Annotated in this window: 21 protein-coding genes; 15 read left to right on the plus strand and 6 right to left on the minus strand. The window is 46.5% G+C overall.

Features of this window, described 5'->3' with window-relative positions:
• The first annotated feature begins 51 nt into the window (after positions 1–51).
• Both GC128_RS17615 and GC128_RS17620 read left to right on the plus strand, forming a co-directional pair.
• Complete coding sequence (locus GC128_RS17615) at positions 52–1,284, plus strand: glycosyltransferase (protein WP_151995382.1); 1,233 nt, start codon at positions 52–54, stop codon at positions 1,282–1,284.
• Positions 1,277–2,197 carry a hypothetical protein gene (locus GC128_RS17620; protein ID WP_151995383.1) on the plus strand — a complete coding sequence of 307 codons (921 nt, stop codon included), beginning with the start codon at positions 1,277–1,279 and terminating at the stop codon, positions 2,195–2,197. The genes GC128_RS17615 and GC128_RS17620 overlap by 8 nt, the downstream gene beginning before the upstream one ends.
• 51 nt (positions 2,198–2,248) lie before the next feature.
• Here the strand turns inward: GC128_RS17620 and tdh are convergent, their stop codons facing one another.
• Together tdh and kbl are read right to left on the minus strand one after the other, a co-directional pair.
• Positions 2,249–3,274, minus strand: coding sequence for an L-threonine 3-dehydrogenase (tdh, locus tag GC128_RS17625; RefSeq protein WP_151995384.1), 1,026 nt, complete (start codon positions 3,272–3,274; stop codon positions 2,249–2,251).
• A gap of 10 nt (positions 3,275–3,284) precedes the next feature.
• The gene (gene kbl, locus GC128_RS17630) at positions 3,285–4,481 is read right to left on the minus strand and encodes a glycine C-acetyltransferase (protein WP_151995385.1); all 1,197 of its coding nucleotides are present in this window, start codon (positions 4,479–4,481) and stop codon (positions 3,285–3,287) included.
• A gap of 216 nt (positions 4,482–4,697) precedes the next feature.
• Here kbl and rfaD point away from each other — a divergent pair, with 216 nt between their 5' ends.
• Genes rfaD through GC128_RS17660 form a run of 6 tightly spaced genes read left to right on the plus strand, consistent with a single transcriptional unit; the run spans position 4,698 to position 10,838 of the window.
• On the plus strand, positions 4,698–5,630 hold the full coding sequence (rfaD, locus tag GC128_RS17635) for an ADP-glyceromanno-heptose 6-epimerase (protein WP_064515027.1): 933 nt from the start codon (positions 4,698–4,700) through the stop codon (positions 5,628–5,630).
• Positions 5,631–5,646: 16 nt separating this feature from the next.
• Positions 5,647–6,696 carry an ADP-heptose--LPS heptosyltransferase RfaF gene (gene rfaF / locus GC128_RS17640; RefSeq protein ID WP_151995386.1) on the plus strand — a complete coding sequence of 350 codons (1,050 nt, stop codon included), beginning with the start codon at positions 5,647–5,649 and terminating at the stop codon, positions 6,694–6,696.
• Positions 6,696–7,673, plus strand: coding sequence for a lipopolysaccharide heptosyltransferase RfaC (gene rfaC / locus GC128_RS17645; RefSeq protein ID WP_151995387.1), 978 nt, complete (start codon positions 6,696–6,698; stop codon positions 7,671–7,673). Before rfaF ends, rfaC begins: the two co-directional genes overlap by 1 nt.
• A 6-nt stretch (positions 7,674–7,679) precedes the next feature.
• Positions 7,680–8,756 (plus strand): glycosyltransferase family 9 protein, encoded by a 1,077-nt coding sequence (locus tag GC128_RS17650; protein WP_151995388.1) that lies wholly within the window; start codon positions 7,680–7,682, stop codon positions 8,754–8,756.
• A 20-nt stretch (positions 8,757–8,776) separates the two neighbouring features.
• Positions 8,777–9,679 carry a sugar glycosyltransferase gene (locus tag GC128_RS17655; protein WP_151995389.1) on the plus strand — a complete coding sequence of 301 codons (903 nt, stop codon included), beginning with the start codon at positions 8,777–8,779 and terminating at the stop codon, positions 9,677–9,679.
• On the plus strand, positions 9,666–10,838 hold the full coding sequence (locus GC128_RS17660) for an O-antigen ligase family protein (protein WP_151995390.1): 1,173 nt from the start codon (positions 9,666–9,668) through the stop codon (positions 10,836–10,838). Before GC128_RS17655 ends, GC128_RS17660 begins: the two co-directional genes overlap by 14 nt.
• Before the next feature lie 21 nt (positions 10,839–10,859).
• Here the strand turns inward: GC128_RS17660 and GC128_RS17665 are convergent, their stop codons facing one another.
• Entirely contained in the window at positions 10,860–11,825 is a 966-nt protein-coding gene (locus tag GC128_RS17665) for a polysaccharide deacetylase family protein (protein ID WP_151995391.1), read from the minus strand.
• A 159-nt stretch (positions 11,826–11,984) separates the two neighbouring features.
• On the opposite strand from GC128_RS17665, the gene rfaQ reads away from it, so the two are divergent.
• From rfaQ to coaD, 7 genes are all read left to right on the plus strand, one after another.
• A complete protein-coding gene (rfaQ, locus tag GC128_RS17670; protein WP_407643525.1) occupies positions 11,985–13,061 on the plus strand; it encodes a putative lipopolysaccharide heptosyltransferase III in 1,077 nt (358 codons plus the stop codon).
• The gene (locus GC128_RS17675; RefSeq protein ID WP_151995393.1) at positions 13,058–14,185 is read left to right on the plus strand and encodes a glycosyltransferase family 4 protein; all 1,128 of its coding nucleotides are present in this window, start codon (positions 13,058–13,060) and stop codon (positions 14,183–14,185) included. The genes rfaQ and GC128_RS17675 overlap by 4 nt, the downstream gene beginning before the upstream one ends.
• Positions 14,186–14,188: 3 nt before the next feature.
• Entirely contained in the window at positions 14,189–15,289 is a 1,101-nt protein-coding gene (locus GC128_RS17680; protein ID WP_151995394.1) for a glycosyltransferase, read from the plus strand.
• 20 nt (positions 15,290–15,309) lie between these two features.
• On the plus strand, positions 15,310–16,311 hold the full coding sequence (locus GC128_RS17685; protein WP_151995395.1) for a glycosyltransferase: 1,002 nt from the start codon (positions 15,310–15,312) through the stop codon (positions 16,309–16,311).
• A 166-nt stretch (positions 16,312–16,477) separates the two neighbouring features.
• Positions 16,478–17,752 (plus strand): lipid IV(A) 3-deoxy-D-manno-octulosonic acid transferase, encoded by a 1,275-nt coding sequence (gene waaA / locus GC128_RS17690; protein ID WP_034461461.1) that lies wholly within the window; start codon positions 16,478–16,480, stop codon positions 17,750–17,752.
• On the plus strand, positions 17,752–18,528 hold the full coding sequence (locus GC128_RS17695) for a glycosyltransferase family 2 protein (RefSeq protein ID WP_151995396.1): 777 nt from the start codon (positions 17,752–17,754) through the stop codon (positions 18,526–18,528). The genes waaA and GC128_RS17695 overlap by 1 nt, the downstream gene beginning before the upstream one ends.
• On the plus strand, positions 18,525–19,013 hold the full coding sequence (coaD, locus tag GC128_RS17700) for a pantetheine-phosphate adenylyltransferase (RefSeq protein WP_151995397.1): 489 nt from the start codon (positions 18,525–18,527) through the stop codon (positions 19,011–19,013). Before GC128_RS17695 ends, coaD begins: the two co-directional genes overlap by 4 nt.
• Before the next feature lie 29 nt (positions 19,014–19,042).
• Here coaD and mutM read toward each other — a convergent pair whose 3' ends face one another.
• The 3 genes from mutM to rpmB form a co-directional block, all read right to left on the minus strand.
• Positions 19,043–19,852 carry a bifunctional DNA-formamidopyrimidine glycosylase/DNA-(apurinic or apyrimidinic site) lyase gene (mutM, locus tag GC128_RS17705; protein ID WP_151995398.1) on the minus strand — a complete coding sequence of 270 codons (810 nt, stop codon included), beginning with the start codon at positions 19,850–19,852 and terminating at the stop codon, positions 19,043–19,045.
• Positions 19,853–19,924: 72 nt separating this feature from the next.
• Positions 19,925–20,092 carry a 50S ribosomal protein L33 gene (gene rpmG / locus GC128_RS17710; protein WP_002208990.1) on the minus strand — a complete coding sequence of 56 codons (168 nt, stop codon included), beginning with the start codon at positions 20,090–20,092 and terminating at the stop codon, positions 19,925–19,927.
• Positions 20,093–20,105: 13 nt separating this feature from the next.
• Positions 20,106–20,342 (minus strand): 50S ribosomal protein L28, encoded by a 237-nt coding sequence (gene rpmB / locus GC128_RS17715; protein WP_034461465.1) that lies wholly within the window; start codon positions 20,340–20,342, stop codon positions 20,106–20,108.
• Positions 20,343–20,402 lie beyond the last annotated feature (60 nt).

The raw sequence follows: 20,402 nt of genomic DNA on the forward strand, positions 1-20,402 counted from the left end.
TGATAGCCCTTATAATGCCGCGTTGAATAAAGCTACAGGAGTCGGTTTACGATGACGCAACAGCGGCATAAAATTCTCTTGCTGGATAACGGTAAAGAGTGGGGCGGCGGTACCAACAGTATGTTGGAACTGCTCAAACGTATTGACCGCCAACGGTTTGATATCACGTGCTGCTTTTACTACAACTATGCGCGCGGTGAAGGTGAAACCATTGAGAAAGTGCTGAAGAGCATTCAGATTCCTGTCATTTTTATTCCACAACGCAAGCAACCTGGCTGGGCAAAAATCTGCAAGGAAGTTGCTCGCTCATTTTTGTTTTTCAGCAAGTCAGGGCGCAAAAAAGTCACCGCATATATTGATGAGCAATGGCGCATCAAACCTAACGCGATGGCATTGCGTGAGCGGTTGCAGAAAGATGGCTACGAAATTCTCTATATGAATAACCAGCCTGGCTCTAACCTGGAAGGATATCTGGCCGCCGAGCCGCTCAATGTTGCGGTAGTACAGCACTGCCGTATCGAACCAGTAATGAGTCAGGCGATTACAAAAATCGTCAACCGCACAGGCGACGCTATAATCGCCGTCTCTCATGGCGTGGAAAGCGTGCTGCTTAACCACGGCGTGAAAAGATCTCTCTGCACGACTGTTCCTAACGCCATTGATATTCACCAGCCCTTACCTTCTGGCGAGGCGGTACGTCGCTCGTTGGACATTGGCGACGATACATTTTTGTTTGGTAGTATCGGGTCACTTATCCCAAGAAAATCCTGCCACCATACGTTGGAAGCTTTGCACCGTTTTCAGCAGCAACATCCCGACGCAAAATGGAAATTTGTTCTGGTAGGCGAAGGGGCCGATCGCGAAAAACTACAGCGCCAGGCCGCTGATTATGGATTTGCCGATCGGGTTATCTTTACCGGCTTTCGTAACAACCCCCTGGATTATCTGGCCGCATTTGATGTCTTTATTCTGGCATCGAAAAGCGAAGGGTTACCGCGTGTGGTGCTCGAATCCATGCTGCTTAAAACCGTGGTGATCGGTTCAAATGTGACGGGGACGGCAGAGTTAATCGACTCCGGACGTACCGGTCTGATTTATCCTTATGGCGATACCGTTATGCTCGCTTCGCATCTTCAGCAAGTATGGCAAGATAGCGCATTACGTGATGCCCTTACACAAGCCGCCTACCAACGCGTGATTGATAACTATGCGATCGAACACTATGTTGCCGGTGTCGAAGCCGTACTTGGCGCAGTAAAACCAACCCGGAATGAATATGTTTAAATTTCTGAACCCAAAATATCGCCATATTACGGCGCGACATAATATCCCTTTAGCACAGGCGGCAAGCGGAGCTAAAACCGTTCCTGTCACTTCTGTTGTAATCCCATGTGTCGGCGAAGATTATATTGAGGAAGGTACGCTTTCGGCTATTTTTGCCGAGAGTTTCGCACCACTGCTCGAAGAAATCGTCATCGTTTCCGACCAACCGGCCAGTGCTTTTACCGATTTGCCAGGCAAAACCCGAGTCGTCACGCTGAAGGTCCCGGAAAGAGATGACAACTATCGTTTCAAGCAAATCTATCGTAGCCGTTTGATTAAGATTCAAGCGCCACTGTATGCCAGGACCGAAGGCGCGCTGATTATTGACTCGGATTTAAACCTGTTACAGATGCCTGAACTGCAAGTCGAGGAAAATACCCTCTACTCCAGTTTCCGCCAGGGAAAAATGATTGCAAAACTGGCAAATGCACCAGAAGGGAAAGCGCCAGCTTATTATCAGGGTACTATTCGTCCGACTCTCGAACATCACGTCAATAGTGCTTTCCTGGCCGCAACTCGCAGCACCTGGCACCGGCTATGCCCTCTTTGGCTGGCTTTATTCCAGGATACGTGGAAGCTGATGGATGATTCTCAGCCGCCGACAGATCAATTGCCGCTGGCGGCATTGCTCGATTTGCTGGATTTCAAAACAGTGAATTTAGGTGACTGGGTAAACTGGCCGGTATCAAAACGCATTGGTGGCACACCGTCAGTGATTCCAAAAGAAGTCATCGGCGCGCATGGCGGTTTCCCACTTTCTGAATGGCAAAAATATCTGGTTTCGTCGGATAGTGAATTGCTGTTTAAAGGGCAGGATTACACGCGAAAAGTACGTTATCTGACGGATGCTGAAAAGCAGACGGCAAGCGAGTAAAGATGTTAAAAAGGCCGGTTTCCCGGCCTTTTTTAATCAACTCAGCAAGAATTAATCCCAGCTAAGAATGACTTTACCAGACTGCCCGGAACGCATGGCATCAAAACCTTTCTGGAAATCATCGATACCAAAACGGTGAGTGATGATTGGTGACAGATCCAAGCCAGACTGAATCAGCGCCGCCATTTTGTACCAGGTTTCGAACATTTCTCGCCCGTAAATACCTTTGATGAACAAGCCCTTGAAGATGACTTTCGTCCAGTCGATAGACATATCTGACGGAGGAATACCCAGCATCGCAATACGGCCACCGTGATTCATGGTATCGAGCATGGTACGGAATGCCGGTGGAGCACCTGACATTTCCAGACCCACATCAAAACCTTCAGTCATGCCCAACTCTTTCATTACGTCGGTCAGGTTTTCTTTGCTGACGTTCACCGCGCGGGTCACGCCCATTTCACGCGCCAGCTCCAGACGGTATTCGTTCACATCGGTGATCACGACATTACGCGCACCAACGTGTTTAGCGACAGCCGCCGCCATAATACCGATTGGGCCAGCGCCTGAAACCAGCACATCCTCCCCAACCAGATCGAAGGACAGCGCTGTGTGAACAGCGTTGCCGAACGGGTCAAAGATAGAGGCTAAATCGTCTGAGATGTTGTCAGGGATTTTGAAAGCATTGAAAGCAGGCAGCACCAGGTATTCTGCGAAACAACCCGGACGGTTTACACCAACACCTGTTGTGTTACGGCACAAGTGAGTACGGCCGGCACGGCAGTTACGGCAGTGACCACAAGTGATATGGCCTTCACCGGAGACGCGATCGCCAATTTTAAAGCCTTTAACTTCCTGGCCAATACCGACAACTTCACCCACATATTCGTGACCGACAACCATCGGAACCGGAATAGTTTTCTGCGACCATTCGTCCCAGTTATAAATATGCACATCGGTGCCGCAGATTGCGGTTTTACGGATTTTGATCAGCAGATCGTTATGACCCATTTCAGGCGTGGGTGCATCCGTCATCCAGATGCCTTCTTCTGCTTTCAGTTTCGCTAATGCTTTCATGACCGCTCCCTCAGGCGATAACGCCCAACTGTTTACCGATACGCGTAAATGCGTCAACCGCACGTTCAATTTGTTCAGTCGTGTGGGCCGCTGACATCTGAGTACGGATGCGCGCCTGACCTTTTGGTACTACCGGGAAGAAGAACCCAGTGACATAAATGCCTTCTTTTTGCAGTTCACGCGCAAAGTTCTGCGCCACAACCGCTTCACCTAACATCACAGGGATGATGGCGTGATCCGCACCCGCCAGGGTAAAACCTGCTGCGGACATTTTCTCGCGGAACAAACTCGCGTTTGCCCACAGACGAGCACGAATTTCAGCGCCGGTTTCCAGCATTTCCAGAACTTTGATGGATGCTGAAACGATAGCCGGTGCCAAAGAGTTAGAGAAAAGGTATGGGCGAGAGCGCTGGCGCAACCACTCAATCACTTCTTTACGACCCGCTGTATAGCCGCCGGATGCGCCGCCGAGCGCTTTGCCCAACGTGCCGGTAATGATGTCTACACGATCCATCACATCGCAATATTCATGCGTGCCACGACCATTTTCACCGACAAAACCAACCGCGTGAGAATCATCAACCATCACCAGCGCGTCATACTTATCAGCCAGATCGCAAACGCCATTCAGGTTCGCAATCACGCCATCCATAGAGAACACACCGTCGGTGGCAATCATGATATGACGAGCCCCTGCCGCACGCGCTTCTTTCAGGCGAGCCTCAAGTTCTTGCATATCGTTGTTTGCATAGCGATAACGCTGCGCTTTGCACAGACGCACGCCATCAATAATAGACGCGTGGTTCAGGGCATCAGAAATAATCGCATCTTCTGGGCCGAGCAGCGTTTCAAACAGGCCGCCGTTGGCATCGAAGCAGGAAGAGTAAAGAATCGCATCTTCCATTCCGAGGAAGCCCGCAAGTTTACCTTCCAGCTCTTTATGGCTGTCTTGTGTTCCACAAATGAAACGCACAGATGCCATCCCAAAACCATGTGTATCCATGCCCTGCTTTGCGGCATCGATCAGTTGCGGGTGGTTAGCGAGCCCCAGATAGTTATTGGCGCAGAAGTTAATGACATGGCTGCCATCAGCAACGGTAATATCGGCTTGTTGAGCAGAAGTAATGATACGTTCTTCTTTAAACAACCCTTCCGCTCGTGCGGTTTCAAGTTGGGTTGTTAACTGTTGGTAAAAATCTCCGCGCATTGCGATTCTCCAGGCATGGCTAATTTCGACACATATTACCCAAACCTATACCAGGACACGAGATTACGCTTCAATGAAATTGAAATTTGCAGCATAAATCACGAGGCGTAGAAACTTCCTCATATTAGGCGGGTCCATGAATGTAATGGTATGATAAGAGCCATTAGCGCGTGAGGTATTGTGCCTTACGGCCCTCTTTTTTTAAGGTTTTCGCTTATGATTATTGTCACCGGCGGTGCTGGCCTTATTGGCAGCAACATCATTAAGTCACTGAATGATATCGGACATACTGATATCCTGGTGGTCGACAACCTGAAGGATGGCACCAAGTTCGCCAACCTCGTTGATTTGAATATTGCCGACTACATGGATAAAGAAGACTTCTTAATCCAGATTATGGCAGGTGAAGAATTCGGCGATATCGAAGCAATTTTCCATGAAGGTGCTTGTTCTTCCACCACCGAGTGGGATGGCAAGTACATGATGGATAATAACTATCAGTACTCAAAAGAAGTTCTGCATTACTGCCTCGAACGCGAAATTCCATTCCTGTATGCCTCATCAGCCGCAACCTATGGCGGCCGCAACAGCGATTTTATCGAGTCTCGTGAATTCGAGCAGCCGCTGAATGTTTACGGTTACTCCAAATTCCTGTTCGACGAATACGTGCGCCAAATTCTGCCTGAAGCTAACTCCCAGATTACTGGCTTCCGTTACTTCAACGTCTACGGGCCGCGCGAAGGCCATAAAGGCAGTATGGCAAGCGTTGCATTCCATCTGAATACTCAGTTGAACAACGGCGAAAATCCAAAACTGTTTGAAGGCAGCGATAGCTTTAAGCGCGACTTCATTTACGTGGGTGATGTTGCAGCGGTTAACCTGTGGTTCTGGCAGAACGGCGTATCCGGCATCTATAACTGCGGTACCGGTCGTGCGGAATCCTTCCAGGCCGTTGCTGACGCAGCCCTGGCATTCCATAAAAAAGGCAGCATTGAATACATTCCATTCCCGGAAAAACTCAAGGGCCGCTATCAGGCATTTACTCAGGCCGACTTAACCAATCTGCGTGCCGCAGGTTACGACAAGCCATTCAAAACTGTTGCCGAAGGCGTAACAGAATATATGGCCTGGCTGAACCGTGACGCATAAGCAGGTAGCCTGACGTATGAAAATACTGGTGATTGGCCCGTCATGGGTGGGCGACATGATGATGTCGCAAAGTCTCTATCGCACGCTCAAGGCGCGCTATCCCCAGGCAATCATTGATGTGATGGCACCGGCATGGTGCCGTCCATTACTGTCACGTATGCCAGAAGTTAACGAAGCGTTGGCGATGCCACTTGGGCATGGCGCTCTGGAGATTGGCGAACGTCGCCGTCTTGGACACGCCCTGCGTGCTAAACGTTACGATCAAGCCTATGTGCTGCCAAACTCATTCAAATCTGCACTGGTTCCTTTCTTTGCCAATATCCCGCAACGTACCGGCTGGCGCGGTGAAATGCGCTACGGATTGCTCAACGACGCTCGCGTGCTGGATAAGCAAGCCTGGCCATTAATGGTCGAGCGTTACGTTGCGTTAGCCTATGAGAAAGGAGTAATGCAGTCGGCTAAAGATCTCCCCCAGCCGTTGCTATGGCCTAAGTTGCAAGTTAACGAAAGCGAAAAGCTCCAGACGACTGCTGCATTTAGCCTCGATGCCAAACGCCCGATTATTGGTTTCTGCCCTGGTGCTGAATTTGGTCCGGCGAAACGCTGGCCGCATTATCACTACGCAACCCTTGCAGGCAAACTCATTGATGATGGCTATCAAGTTGTGTTGTTTGGTTCGGCAAAAGATAAAGAAGCCGGGAATGATATTGTTGCTGCATTAACCACGCAGCAGCAGGCTTATTGCCGTAATCTGGCGGGAGATACTGAACTCGAGCAAGCCGTCATTTTGATTGCCGCTTGCCAGGCTGTGGTCACCAACGATTCCGGTTTAATGCACGTTGCCGCAGCGCTCAATCGCCCACTTGTTGCGTTATATGGCCCAAGCAGCCCAGACTTTACCCCACCGTTATCGCATAAAGCGCGAGTCATTCGCCTGATTAGCGGCTATCACAAAGTGCGTAAAGGCGACGCCGCAGAAGGCTACCATCAAAGTTTGATTGATATTACTCCTGAGCGAGTCATGGAAGAGCTTGCAGCCTTGCTGCTAGCGGAGAACGAAGCGTAATGCGGGTATTAATCGTCAAAACATCGTCAATGGGTGATGTGCTGCATACTTTGCCTGCGCTGACTGACGCAATGAACGCCATTCCTGGTATCCGCTTCGATTGGGTAGTAGAAGAAGGCTTTGCACAAATCCCCACCTGGCATCCGGCTGTCGATAAAGTTCTTCCAGTGGCGATTCGTCGCTGGCGTAAAAGCTGGTTTTCAACAGCAGTGAAAGCCGAGCGTGCGGCATTCTATCAAGCGCTACGTGTTGAGAATTACGATCTCATCGTTGATGCCCAGGGATTAATAAAGAGCGCTGCTCTGGTGACTCGTAAAGCCCGCGGGACAAAACATGGTATGGACTGGAATAGCGCCCGTGAACCGTTAGCCAGCCTCTTCTACAATCGCCGGCATTCAATCGCGAAACAGCAACATGCAGTGGAACGTACTCGCGAGTTATTTGCCAAAAGTATTGGTTATCAGAAGCCTGAAAAACAAGGTGACTATGCAATAGCCCAGCATTTTCTGGCTACCGCGCCATCAGATATGGGGGGATATATGATTTTCCTTCATGCCACCACACGCGATGAAAAACACTGGCCGGAATCACACTGGCGAGATCTTATTCAATTAATGCACAATACTGGCTTACGTATTAAACTCCCGTGGGGCACAAATCACGAGCACGAACGGGCAATTCGTTTGGCTGAAGGATTTGATAATGTTGAAGTGTTGCCACGTCTGTCCCTTGAACAGGTAGCCAAACAACTTGCTGGAGCCAGAGCTGTTGTCTCCGTCGATACCGGATTAAGCCATCTGACCGCCGCATTAGGTCAGCCAAACATTACATTGTATGGCCCAACCGATCCGGGTTTAATTGGTGGCTACGGTGAAAATCAACATGAAATCAGGGGCGCAGGAAAAAGTATGGCTAACATCACCGCTGTAGACACATTTACCGCACTCCAGAAAATTAGCCACTTAAAGACAGAATAACGATTAATGAGCTATCTAATCCTCTTTATCCTCTTTCTTCCGTTCAAATTGATCGGAAAACTGTTTTATAAAAAAACAGGCCGGAACTTACTCATTCAAACGGCAAAAATAGGCGATTTCGTCAACGTAACGCCCTTGCTCGCCCATCTGAAGCATAGTGATGTTTTGATCAGCAAAACAGTTCTTCCTTTGGCTAAGCATGATGAAACTATCGATACCATTTTCTTGATTGAAGAACATAAAAAGAGCCTATGGCGCAAGTTTCACCTGGCTTTCAAGTTTATGAATCGCTACGAAAATGTTTACTTGTTACATCCAAATAGTACGAATCTTTTCTTTGCATCCGTCTGCAATGCGAAGAACAAACAGTACCTGTCGACTTATACGCGTCGCTGGTATCAAGCTCCGCTTTACTTTACAGCTACTGGTACTGTTGAACACAGAAAAGACCAATTAACTGTCGACGATTACCTTAAGCTCGCTGAGCGTAACCTGAGCTGGCGTAATGTTCCTAAGCATGCAACCCGGCCATTAAGAAAGCCTGAGTCCTACCCAATATCGCTTGATAAACAAAATGTTATCAAAATTGGTCTGAGTATATCTGCAGGAAACAAATCAAAAACAATTCCTGCCGCAGTATGGAAAAAAGTATTTGATGCGTTAGGCGACTTAAATTGTATTTACTATGTTTTCGGTCCTCAAAGCGAACAAGTATGGCTCGATGACTTGCATCGTGAAGTCGGAGTACGAGAAAATATTGTGAGTCTGATTGGCGAATTACCTTTGGAAGATGTCCCTTTTGCTATTAGTAAAATGGATTTCTATATTGCATCAGATTCTGGAAATGTTTATATAGCAGATGCAGTGGGTGTCCCTATTGTTCTCATTTATGGCCCGTGCTGCATTGAAGAGCAGCGTCCGTTAGGCAACGTTCTGTTGATTGGTCACAAAGAGTATGAAAAATCATATATCTTTGAAGCTCCTTACTATTTTGATCGCTCAAGAGAAGAGATGTTTGCGTTGAGTGATGATGATTTATCTGATATTTACAGCTTTATTACTAATCATGAGAACAATAGATAATAGGATAAAATGAGAATCTGATGGGCACCTTGACGAAACAAATATATCGCTATACGCATCCGAGAAGTATGCGTCATAATGAAAATCTATGGCCTTATATCAAAATCCAACGAGATGAATTTGGTGCAATCTCTGAATTATTCTATAAAAGCAGTCAAATCCCACTACAAAACTTATCAACTCTCAGAGGTAGTTATAATGGTAGGGTTCTACTAATTGCAACAGGTCCTTCGATAAAAAAAATAGATTTTTCATCTATTCCTAAATTACCAACTATTGGGGTTAATGGTGCCTGGAGTCTTCATAAAGAAGTTGATTTTAATATTTACATCATAGTTGATATGACTTTTATTGATAATAGACCAGAGTTTCTGGAGAAAATTATAGCTAAAAGTGATTTAACGTTATTCACTACAATGCATGGTATTATTAAAATTGTTGATAGATTCTCAATGAACAACATTAAATGTAAGTTAGTTGTCATTGAGGATAAATGCTACAAAATATACGAGAAAAAAATATTATCGGATAATGTAAAAAAAACATTCACATCTCATCAGGATATTTTATTTCTTAAAAACTCAGATAGGATTGCATTTAATTATGACATTAGGACCGGAGTGTTTGATGCCGGAACAGTTGTATATTGGTCTCTCCAAATACTCGCTTTTTTAGGATTTAATAAAATATATATTGCAGGTTTAGATATGAACAATTTTTCTAAACCTAGATTTTATGAAACAACTGATAATATGCTCCCCTCTTTTCTTAATGAGAAACTGCATGACATTATCATTCCAGCTTTCACTCTTGCCAGCCAGGCATTGAGAAATAAAAATATTGAAGTCATAAACTTATCCCAAGATAGCGCAATTCCGTCTTATATTTTCCCAAAACTGGATTATCGTGATGCTTTTAAATAAAACCTCGCGCGTAGAGAAATCATATGCATTAATTTTTATAGCATTTATTTTTTTCAGTGCTATTTTTTGCAACATCTCAAAAGTCAACCTTCTTTTCCATGTTTCACTTATCCTCTTTATAGGGACATTAATTTTCTCACATAAAACGAGAATAACCTTCATCAATGATCAGCCCTATTTAAAAGGGTTAATTTTCCCGCTAATATTCTTAATATATTTTTCCCTTTCTAATCTATGGTCTAATAACCCCGGTAATATAAGCTCAACATTGAAGCATGCACTTTATCTCTTAACCTTCATATGTCTCTATCGTCAGATGGAAAAACTTGGTTATAAAAAGTATGTTATGGGTGCTGTATATATCGGCATGACTCTGCTTTCAATTTTTACTTTAGTTATGGTTGACAAGACAACACTCGCAGTCAATAGACTTGATATTGCTTTCCCTTGGGCACCGGATAATGTTATTGATTTGGGTGGCTACATGGCAATAGGTATTTTTTGCGGATTAATATTTATTCGTGAAACAGGTAAAAACTGGCTCTATTTGTTAATACCCATTCTACTCACATCGCTCTTACTCACTCAAAGTCGTGGGCCACTAATCGCTTTTATTGCCGCGTTTATACTCTTATTTATCATAAATCCACGTTATACTAAACAGCATATATTTTATGGCCTTGGAATAATCAGCATAGTTATAGCAGTTGTATTTCTGACAAATTTTTCAGCTATATTCATCGATCGACTTGAAAGCTTATACCAACAGAGCTTTATTCGATTCGGCATTTGGCAAAATGCACTAGAACTTGCAAAACAAAAACTGGTTTGGGGTTGGGGCTTTGATCAAAATTTAACGTTTATAAATAGCATCGGCCAAAACATTTCCACAACCCATACAATTTATCTCGCATCATTACTAAAAGGTGGTCTGATTGGTTTTTCAATGCTAATGATGGTTATTGGGTATGGATTACTTCAAGTCCCCAAACATATAAGAGTCAATCATAAAATAGAAGGATCTATTTTTATATTTTCTCTGATTTATTATATGTCTCAGGGAATGTTTATTATTGGAAATCCTCAAGAATTTTGGTTCCTATTCTGGTTCCCCTTATCTGTAATTCTAAGTACACCAATAAAATCGACAGCACCATAATTATGAAAAAACAAGTGCAGTTTACTGCACTTGTTTTTCTTTTAGCCCATAATACTCAGCCAGCGTCATCCCCACCGTTCTTTCAGCAAGCCATGAAAATAACGTCTCTAAATCCTGATATAACTGCTCGATATCAGCTTCATTTTTAAATGTAGGGCTACCACCCGGCATAAACTCCGAGGAATGGAGCATAAACTCCACGTAGTCGTTGCCCTCAGCTAATGTTTTTTCCGCAACCGCTATCATTTGTGCTGAGTTACCGCCCGATGGGCGCAACCAATGAACGGAAGGACTACGATATTTACCACGAAGCCGGTCATAGCTTTGTTTAAAGCTATTCATTAACGGGCTGTGCTTATATTGAATGCTCATTGGGACTTCGAGCAGCGTAGAGTTACCGGACTGGCTAATATTTTCCAGATCCATGAAATAAGCCTGGGTCGGGAAATGTTGATAATTCGTTCCACCATTGCCTGTTGGCGCACCCTTAGCATTTCGCCAGTTAACCCTTGGGGTCACTGAACAATCCACCTTATAACCCAGCTCCACCAAAAGTTTGGCGTAACGGCTATCAAATGCCCAACGACCTGCACGATGGCTGATCATTTTTGTGCCGAAAGTTTCTTCCAATAGAGTGGTCATATAAACCACCTTCTCGCGTAGGACCTCATCAGGATACTCAATCAGATAAGGCTGCCAGCGCCAGTCATCACCGGTTAAATCATAATCCGGTGGGCTATTCCATGCATGCAAGTGCATGCCAACTTCACCCTGGCCACGAGCAATTACATCCTTAGCAAATTCGATGTAATCCGGGTCGATAGCCATTTCGTAATTTGTCAGCCAAACCGGTTTAAAACCATATTTCTCACACAATGCCTGGAAACGAGGTAAAAAACGGGCATTCTCAGTTTTGATTTGCCGGTGGTTTTGCCACAGATTATCGCCTTCGGTATCAATAGTAATGATGAATGCTGGTTTAGTCATTTCCGTCTCTGAGCTAACACGAGGTTTACATCATGTTACGCAGCCTGTCTGATTAGGGCAAACCGCTTACGTTCAAATTTCTGACTTCTGAGCACAAATGTAGCAACCATACTCAAGGTCTATTAGAATCACCCTCTGGTTGATCACCTAAAGATGATAATGAATAACGCCTTGAATTCTCTCGCAAGCGAGCCACCTGCTCGCATTCTACTGATAAAGTTGCGCCATCATGGTGACATGCTGCTCACCACCCCAGTGATCAACTCATTACATCAGACATGGCCACAGGCAGAAATTGATGTCCTGCTATATGAAGAAACACGCGATATGCTAGCGGCTTATCCGTTCATTCATCGTATTTATGGCATTGACCGTAAGTGGCGAAAACTAGGTACTCGCCAGCATTTATGCAAAGAATGGCAGTTACTCAAAACGCTGCGCGAGCAAAAATATAATCTGGTTTTCAACCTTGCCGATCAGTGGCGTAGCGCCATTGTGACTCGTTTCACTGGCGCCCCTTCACGCATCGGTTTCGATTTCAATAAACGTCGCGGGTGGTTCTGGCGCAATTGCCATACGCAGCTTGCATCAGTAGCCCACCATCAGACTCTGCATACCGTTGAACAAAATTTATCCATCCTTGCTCCGCTTGGTATCTCTGAATGTCGCAGTGTGACGATGAGTTACCAGCCTGAAGACTGGCAAACCGTGCAAACTACGTTGCAAAGCAAAGGTGTGGAAGGTTCATTTATCGTGGTGCAGCCTACATCCCGCTGGTTCTTCAAATGCTGGGATGAGAGCAAAATGGCGCAAACTATCACAGCGCTACAAAATGACGGCCATACTCTTATTTTGACTTCCGGTCCCGATAAGAATGAAAAAGCGATGATTGAGAAAATCCGCGCATTATGCCCGCCAGAACGCATTCATTCCCTCGCTGGTGAATTAACCCTGCGACAATTAGCTGCGCTCATCGATCATGCTCGTTTGTTTATTGGCGTTGATTCTGTACCTATGCATATGGCGGCTGCGTTAAGAACGCCCTGCATCGCATTATTTGGCCCGTCAAAATTGACGTTCTGGAGCCCGTGGGATGTCGTCGGTGATGTTATCTGGGCTGGAAATTTTGGTGAGCTTCCCGATCCAGACAAGATTGATACCAATACGAAAGAACGTTATCTCGATGCCATTCCGGTTGGTGTCGTTGTTGCTGCCGCAAGGAAACAATTGTTATGAAGCGCTGCCGTCTGGCAATCGTCCGCCAAAAATATCGCCCGGATGGAGGTGCTGAGCGTTTCGTTTCACGTGCACTTGAAGCATTAAGTGCCCATGACATGGAACTCAACGTTATCACCCGGCAATGGGAAGGCGAACGCCAGGATAACTGGCATATTCATATATGTGACCCAATGAAGCTTGGTCGAATCAGCCGTGAAAAAGGCTTTGCTGATGCGGCCAGGAAACTTTGGCAACGTGAAAATTTCGATATTGTTCAGAGTCATGAGCGCATCGCAGGGTGTGATATTTATCGGGCTGGTGATGGTGTTCATCGCCGCTGGTTAATGCAGCGAGCCAGAATTTTACCGGCATGGCGTGGAAAGTGGTTGTTTATGGACAGATACCACCGCTATGTCATGCAAGCTGAAAGGACTATGTACCAGGCTCCTGAGCTAAAAGCCGTAATCTGCAATGCGGAAATGGTGAAGCAAGAAATAATCGAAGATTTCTCTATACCTGCTAACAAGATACATGTCATCTATAATGCCATTGACTCGTCCCGCTTCGTTCCAGCAAATGAAGAATTGAGAGCTAAGTTACGGAATGAAATGACCATCCCGCAAAATGCGGTGGCGCTGGTTTTTGTAGGATCGGGATTTGAGCGCAAAGGGCTTGCCAGTGCGATAAGAGCCATCGCGGGCACAGATCGCTATCTTGTCGTTGTCGGACAGGATAAAGCCGATAAACAGTACCAAGAACTGGCACAATCGTTGGGGTGCCAGAACCGAGTACGGTTTATGGGGATGCAGAAAAACACACTACCTTTCTATCAAGCTGTTGATGGACTATTACTGCCAACGCTATATGATCCATTCCCTAATGTGATACTTGAAGCAATGGCATGTGGTTTACCGGTTATTACTTCACACACCTGTGGTGGTGCTGAATTTATTACAACCGGACAAAATGGATACGTTTGTGATGCACTCGATATCCCACGATTGTCAGAAGCGGTAATGGCAATACCATCGCGCTTTGTTGATGAAAGTATGGGGATATTTGCTCGTGAACGAGTCAGGGATGCGACACCGGAAAAACTTTCACAGCAACTTATTTCGCTGTATCAAAACATACTGGATTAGATGATGCGTATCCTAATGGTTATTGATGGTTTACCTGGCGGCGGTGCTGAAAAAACCGTTCTAACCCTATCGCAAGGTTTGGTGGGCATGGGCCATCAGGTTTCCGTATTTTCTCTGCGCCGTGTCTGTGACTATGACATCCCTGAAGGCGTTGATTATCAAGTCATTCTGGATACCTGCAAAAAACCCTGGCGCAAGCTAACTGAACTCTCTCGCCGTGCAGCTCTGCTCGATAGCGCAGTTGAACAAGCGCAGAAAAAAGGGAAATTTGACCTCATCTTTTCGCATCTGCATAAAACCGATCGCATTGTTGCCCACACAAAATCTATACCGCGTGAAAAGCTCTGGTATTGCGTGCATGGCATGTTCTCCTTCTCGTATCTCCAACATCGCCATGGCTTCTCCCGTTGGTTAAAACGTAAAAAAATTCAAAGTGTTTACCAGAACAGTAACGTCGTCGCCGTCTCTAAAGCGGTGCTGCAAGATATTACTCAGGGTTTCGACATCACGCTTTCCCGCAGCTCCGTGATACATAACCCATTCGACATTGACGGGATTCATTTACGAGCGAAAGAGCCATGTGAGATGGCGGGGCAGGACTATCTCATTCATGTTGGGCGTTTCCATGAGCATAAGCGCCATGATCGACTCATCAATGCCTATGCACTTAGTAAGATTCAGGTTCCATTAGTCTTGATGGGTAGCGGTAGTGAAGAACGCATTGCCGAAATTAAAGCAATGGCTTCTGCCGCGGGCGTTGCCGACCGCGTCATTATCAAATCATTCGTTCCCAATCCTTATCCATGGATTGCCAATGCACGCATGCTGCTGTTGAGCTCAGATTGCGAAGGGTTTGGTAACGTATTAGTGGAAGCTCTGATTTGCCAGACACCAGCAGTCAGTACTCGCTGCCCGGGTGGGCCAGCAGAAATTCTCACAGAGGGACTGGCACGTGGCCTTTCGGGTATGACTGCTCAGGAACTTGCGAATACCATGCTGGATATTTATAACAATCCACCGATTATCGATTCCACGAAGATTGAGTCTTATAGCATTGGTGCCATCTGCCAGCAGTACTTGTCGCTGGCGGCAGAAGAAAGATAACGAAATTTTCAGGTAATTTTATGCCACAAAACCTACGTCCACTTCTTAGCGTTGTCGTTGCTGTTTATAACGGCGAACTTTTCTTGGCCAAATTTTTTGCCTGCCTTGAAGCTCAGAACATCAATAACATGGAAGTCATTATGGTGAACGATGGTTCAACCGATGGCTCGATGGCGATAATTGAAGCATGGCGCAGCAAATTCCCCGGTATGAAAGTTCTTGAGCAGGAAAACCAAGGCGTTTCTATTGCACGTAATACAGGACTTGCAGTGGCTACAGGCCAATACCTTTCCTTCCCGGACATTGATGACGACTTTAAACCTGGCATGTACCGTCATCTTCTTAATTTAGCGCTGAAAAACAACCTGGATGTTGTCACCTGCAATGGTAATTACGTCTATGAAAATAATAAGAAACCTTCACGCCCAATTTTCCCGCAGGACAAACTTCAGTCTACTGATGTACTGACCGGCCCACAGTGGCTAAAGCGCGCTCTCGATTCACGCAAGTTTCTGCATGTCACGTGGCTGAATCTTTATCGCCATGATTTTATTCGTGAACATGGATTGACGTTTGAACCTGGTTTGCGCCATCAGGACATTCCGTGGACAACTGAAGTGTTACTAGCCGCAGAACGTGTTCAATATACTGACGAGCAATACTACGATTACTACATTCATTCAGCCTCGGTTTCCCACAAACCCGATACTGATGACACACTCATCCGCTCCGCTCGCCACTACATGAAAATTCTGGAGATGCTGGATGCTATTAACCAGCGCTATCCTGAAGCCGTCAAAAACATTCCAGCCTGCAATTGGCAAATTGCAAAAGAAGGCCTTGGAATACTGCATACTTTCAACAACATGAAAGATCCGCATAAAAAGAAGATGATCATCCAGGAGTTTTTTGATCGCGGTATCTGGCGCCTTATCTGGAAAAATGCCCGCGGCTTCCGCCTGCGCTGGCGCTTGGGGCGTCGTTATCTAAAACTAAAGAAAGCAACACGAGTACCTGGTTGAGAAACATTTCTTTTACGGGTAGTGCTTACTACCCGTCATTTTTGCAACACGACACAAACTGCTCCGAATACTAAGCAATGCCTTCGTGAAGTTACCAAAACAATAGCTTTAAGCTTCCCGAATGCTTAGAATTTGCCCGCCGATAATGAAAATACGGAAAATTCGCTTGGAATCGTTGTATACCGCACTGTTCTATCTTATTCAGCCAATTGTATGGCTGCGACTATTACTCCGTAGCCGTAAAGCTCCCGCGTATCGTAAACGCTGGGCGGAACGCTACGGTTATTGCCGTGGAAAAGTGGAGCCCGATGGTATTCTTCTGCATTCAGTTTCCGTAGGTGAGACACTGGCCGCAATTCCGTTAGTGCGAGCCCTACGCCATCGTTACCCAACGATTCCGATTACCGTCACCACGATGACCCCTACCGGCTCTGAACGTGCTCAGTCGGCGTTTGGGCAAAACGTACATCACGTCTATTTACCTTACGATCTCCCCTGCGCCATGAAGCGCTTTTTCAACACCGTGCGCCCGAAATTAGTCATCGTGATGGAAACTGAGCTATGGCCAAACATGATCAACGAATTACATAAACGTAAAATCCCGTTGGTTATTGCCAATGCCCGTCTCTCTGCCCGTTCGGCAAATGGATATAAAAAGCTGGGTAATTTCACTCGTCGCCTGATGAGCAAAATCACGCTTATTGCTGCGCAAAATGAAGAAGATGGCGGCCGTTTCATCGAACTAGGATTGAAACGCTCGCAACTGACTGTTACCGGCAGCCTGAAATTTGATATCTCTGTGACTCCAGAGCTTGCCGCACGCGCGATTACGCTACGCCGCCAATGGGCTCCACATCGCAAAGTCTGGATTGCTACCAGCACCCATGATGGCGAAGAGAGCATTATTCTTGATGCGCACCGCCAGTTACTGGCCAAATTCCCTGATTTATTACTCATTCTTGTCCCACGCCACCCGGAACGTTTTAAAGACGCACGGGATATGGCTCAGAAAGCTGGTTTCAGTTACATCATGCGCAGCAGCGGAGAAAAACCGTCCAACAGCACGCAAGTGGTGATTGGCGATACGATGGGCGAACTGATGATGCTGTACGGGATTGCCGATCTCGCCTTTGTTGGCGGCAGTTTGGTTGAGCGTGGAGGCCATAATCCGCTGGAACCTTCTGCTCATGCAATTCCGGTCTTAATGGGCCCGCACACCTTCAATTTCAAAGATATATGCGCCAGATTGCAGAATGCTGATGGGCTGATTACCGTCACCGATGCCAACTCACTGGTCAATGAAATCACCACGTTGCTGACTGATGAAGATTATCGTCTTTACTACGGTCGCCATGCAGTTGAAGTACTTCACCAGAATCAAGGCGCACTGCAACGCTTGCTACAATTACTGCAACCTTATCTGCCACAACGGAGCCATTAATGCCCAATCGTTTGTCCGTCGTGATGATCGCTAAAAATGCGGCAGACGTATTGCCAGAATGCCTGGCTTCAGTCTCATGGGCAGATGAGGTGGTGTTGCTGGATTCAGGAAGTACCGATTCTACCGTCGAGATAGCCCTTCAGGCAGGTGCGAAAGTTTTCATTAATGAAGACTGGCAGGGTTTTGGCAAACAACGTCAGCTCGCACAGAGCTATGCCAGCCACGATTATATTTTGATGATCGATACCGATGAGCGCGTCACACCCGAACTGGCTAGCACACTCCAAGCGGTACTAGAAAATCCTCAGCCAGATACTGTTTACAGCATTGCACGCCGCAACTTGTTCCTCGGACGCTTTATGCGCCACAGCGGCTGGTATCCCGATCGTGTGACTCGCCTCTATGCCCGCTCGCGTTACCACTATAATGATAATCAGGTTCATGAATCTCTCAAGGCACACGGGGCAAAAGTTATCCCGCTTAAAGGGGATTTGCTCCATTTGACCTGCCGTGATTTCGCAAGCTTCCAACGCAAACAGTTAAATTATGCGACCGCGTGGGCGCAAGAGCGTCATCAACGCGGCAAACGAGTCTCCATTGCAGGTATTTTCGGTCACACGTTCGGGGCATTTTGTAAAACTCTGTTTTTGCGTGCTGGTTTTCTCGATGGGAAGCAGGGCTGGTTACTTGCGGTCGTCAATGCACAATACACGTTTAACAAGTACGCTGAACTCTGGGCACTGAATCAAAGCTACACGGAAAACAAACCACTATGACCACCCGAGCGATTTACCCAGGCACATTTGATCCCATTACCAATGGTCATCTGGACATAGTGACTCGCGGGGCGATGATGTTCGATACCTTAATTCTGGCTATAGCTAACAGCCCGCATAAAAAAACCCTCTTCACACTGGAAGAAAGAGTTCAACTCGCTCAAGGGGTTACGGCGCATTTGCCTAATGTAGAAGTTGTCGGATTTAGCGACCTGATGGCGAATTTTGCGAAGACCCAGCAGGCGAATGTCCTGGTCCGCGGGCTACGCACAGCAGCAGATTTTGAATATGAGATGCAGCTGGCTCATATGAACCGTCATTTAATGCCAGAGCTTGAAAGCGTATTCCTGATGCCCTCGAAAGAGTGGTCTTTTGTCTCTTCATCGCTGGTAAAAGAAGTCGCCCGCCATCATGGTGATGTTGCACATTTCCTGCCAGAGCCAGTTTGCAAGGCGTTACTGGAAAAACTCAAACAGCCCTTATAGCATCCGAGTTGCATGATGACGGGTGATAATTAGTGCTGACAGTGGCGGCAATAAAAAGTACTGCGCTGCCCATGCTTACTGATAATAATTGGCGCACCACAAACTCTGCACGGCTCACCGGCCCGTCCGTAAACCTGTAATTCCTGAGCGAAATAGCCCGGTTTACCATCAGACTGAAGGAAATCTTTTAGCGTCGTCCCGCCTTGTTCTATCGAACGAAGCAGCACCGCTTTTATCGTTTTAACCAGTAAATCACATTCTATTTGAGACAATGACTGCGCAGCTCTGTCCGGATGGATCCCCGCAGCAAACAGCGATTCACTGGCGTAAATGTTACCCACTCCCACCACCAGCTTGTTATCCATTAGCCACGGCTTAATGGCGATTTTCTTTTTCGCGGATTTTTCACGCAGATAATCAGCCGAAAATTCGTCGCTCAGTGGTTCTGGGCCAAGAAGCGCCAGCACATTGCTACCTTCCAGCTCCTTCGCCCACAGCCATGCACCGAAACGGCGCGGATCGGTATAACGCAGGACTTTGCCATTGCTCATCACCAAATCGACATGGTCATGTTTTTCAGCGGGATAATCTTCAGGAAGAATGCGCAGGCTACCCGACATGCCAAGATGGATAATAATCCAGCCATCGGGAAGTTCGAGCAGCAGGTACTTAGCGCGACGCTGCACACTTAAAACGGGTTTATCACTCAGAGCATGGATTTCATCGGAGACAGGCCAACGCAGTCGACCATTACGCACGACAGCATGCAAGATGGTTTCACCAACCAGATGCGGCTCTATACCACGTCGGCTGGTTTCTACTTCAGGTAACTCAGGCATCAATCCTCCACACTCAAAGTCCTAAAACAAAAAAACCCCGCCGAAGCGAGGTTTTCATCAAAGATACTAAAATTATTTAATTTTAGCTTCTTTGTACAGTACGTGTTGACGGACAACTGGATCGAATTTTTTCAATTCCAATTTTTCCGGCTTAGTACGCTTGTTCTTCGTGGTGGTATAGAAGTGACCAGTACCAGCAGAAGAAACCAGCTTGATCTTCTCGCGAACACCTTTAGCCATGACTTAGTTCCTCTTAGTACTTCTCGCCACGGGTACGCATATCGGCCAAGACCGTTTCGATACCCTTCTTATCAATTACACGCATACCTTTAGCAGATACACGCAGTGTGACAAAACGCTTCTCGCTCTCAACCCAAAAACGGTGAGAGTGCAGGTTCGGCAGGAAACGGCGTTTGGTCGCGTTCATTGCGTGGGAACGGTTATTACCGGTCACCGGACGCTTGCCAGTAACTTGGCAGACTCGGGACATGTCTATTCTCCAAAAATCAAATTAGCTCGAGCTTCGTATAGGGTTATGGCGCCTCGTCAG

Origin of the sequence: Buttiauxella massiliensis (genome assembly GCF_902500225.1) — a bacterium.
Taxonomy (GTDB): domain Bacteria; phylum Pseudomonadota; class Gammaproteobacteria; order Enterobacterales; family Enterobacteriaceae; genus Buttiauxella; species Buttiauxella massiliensis.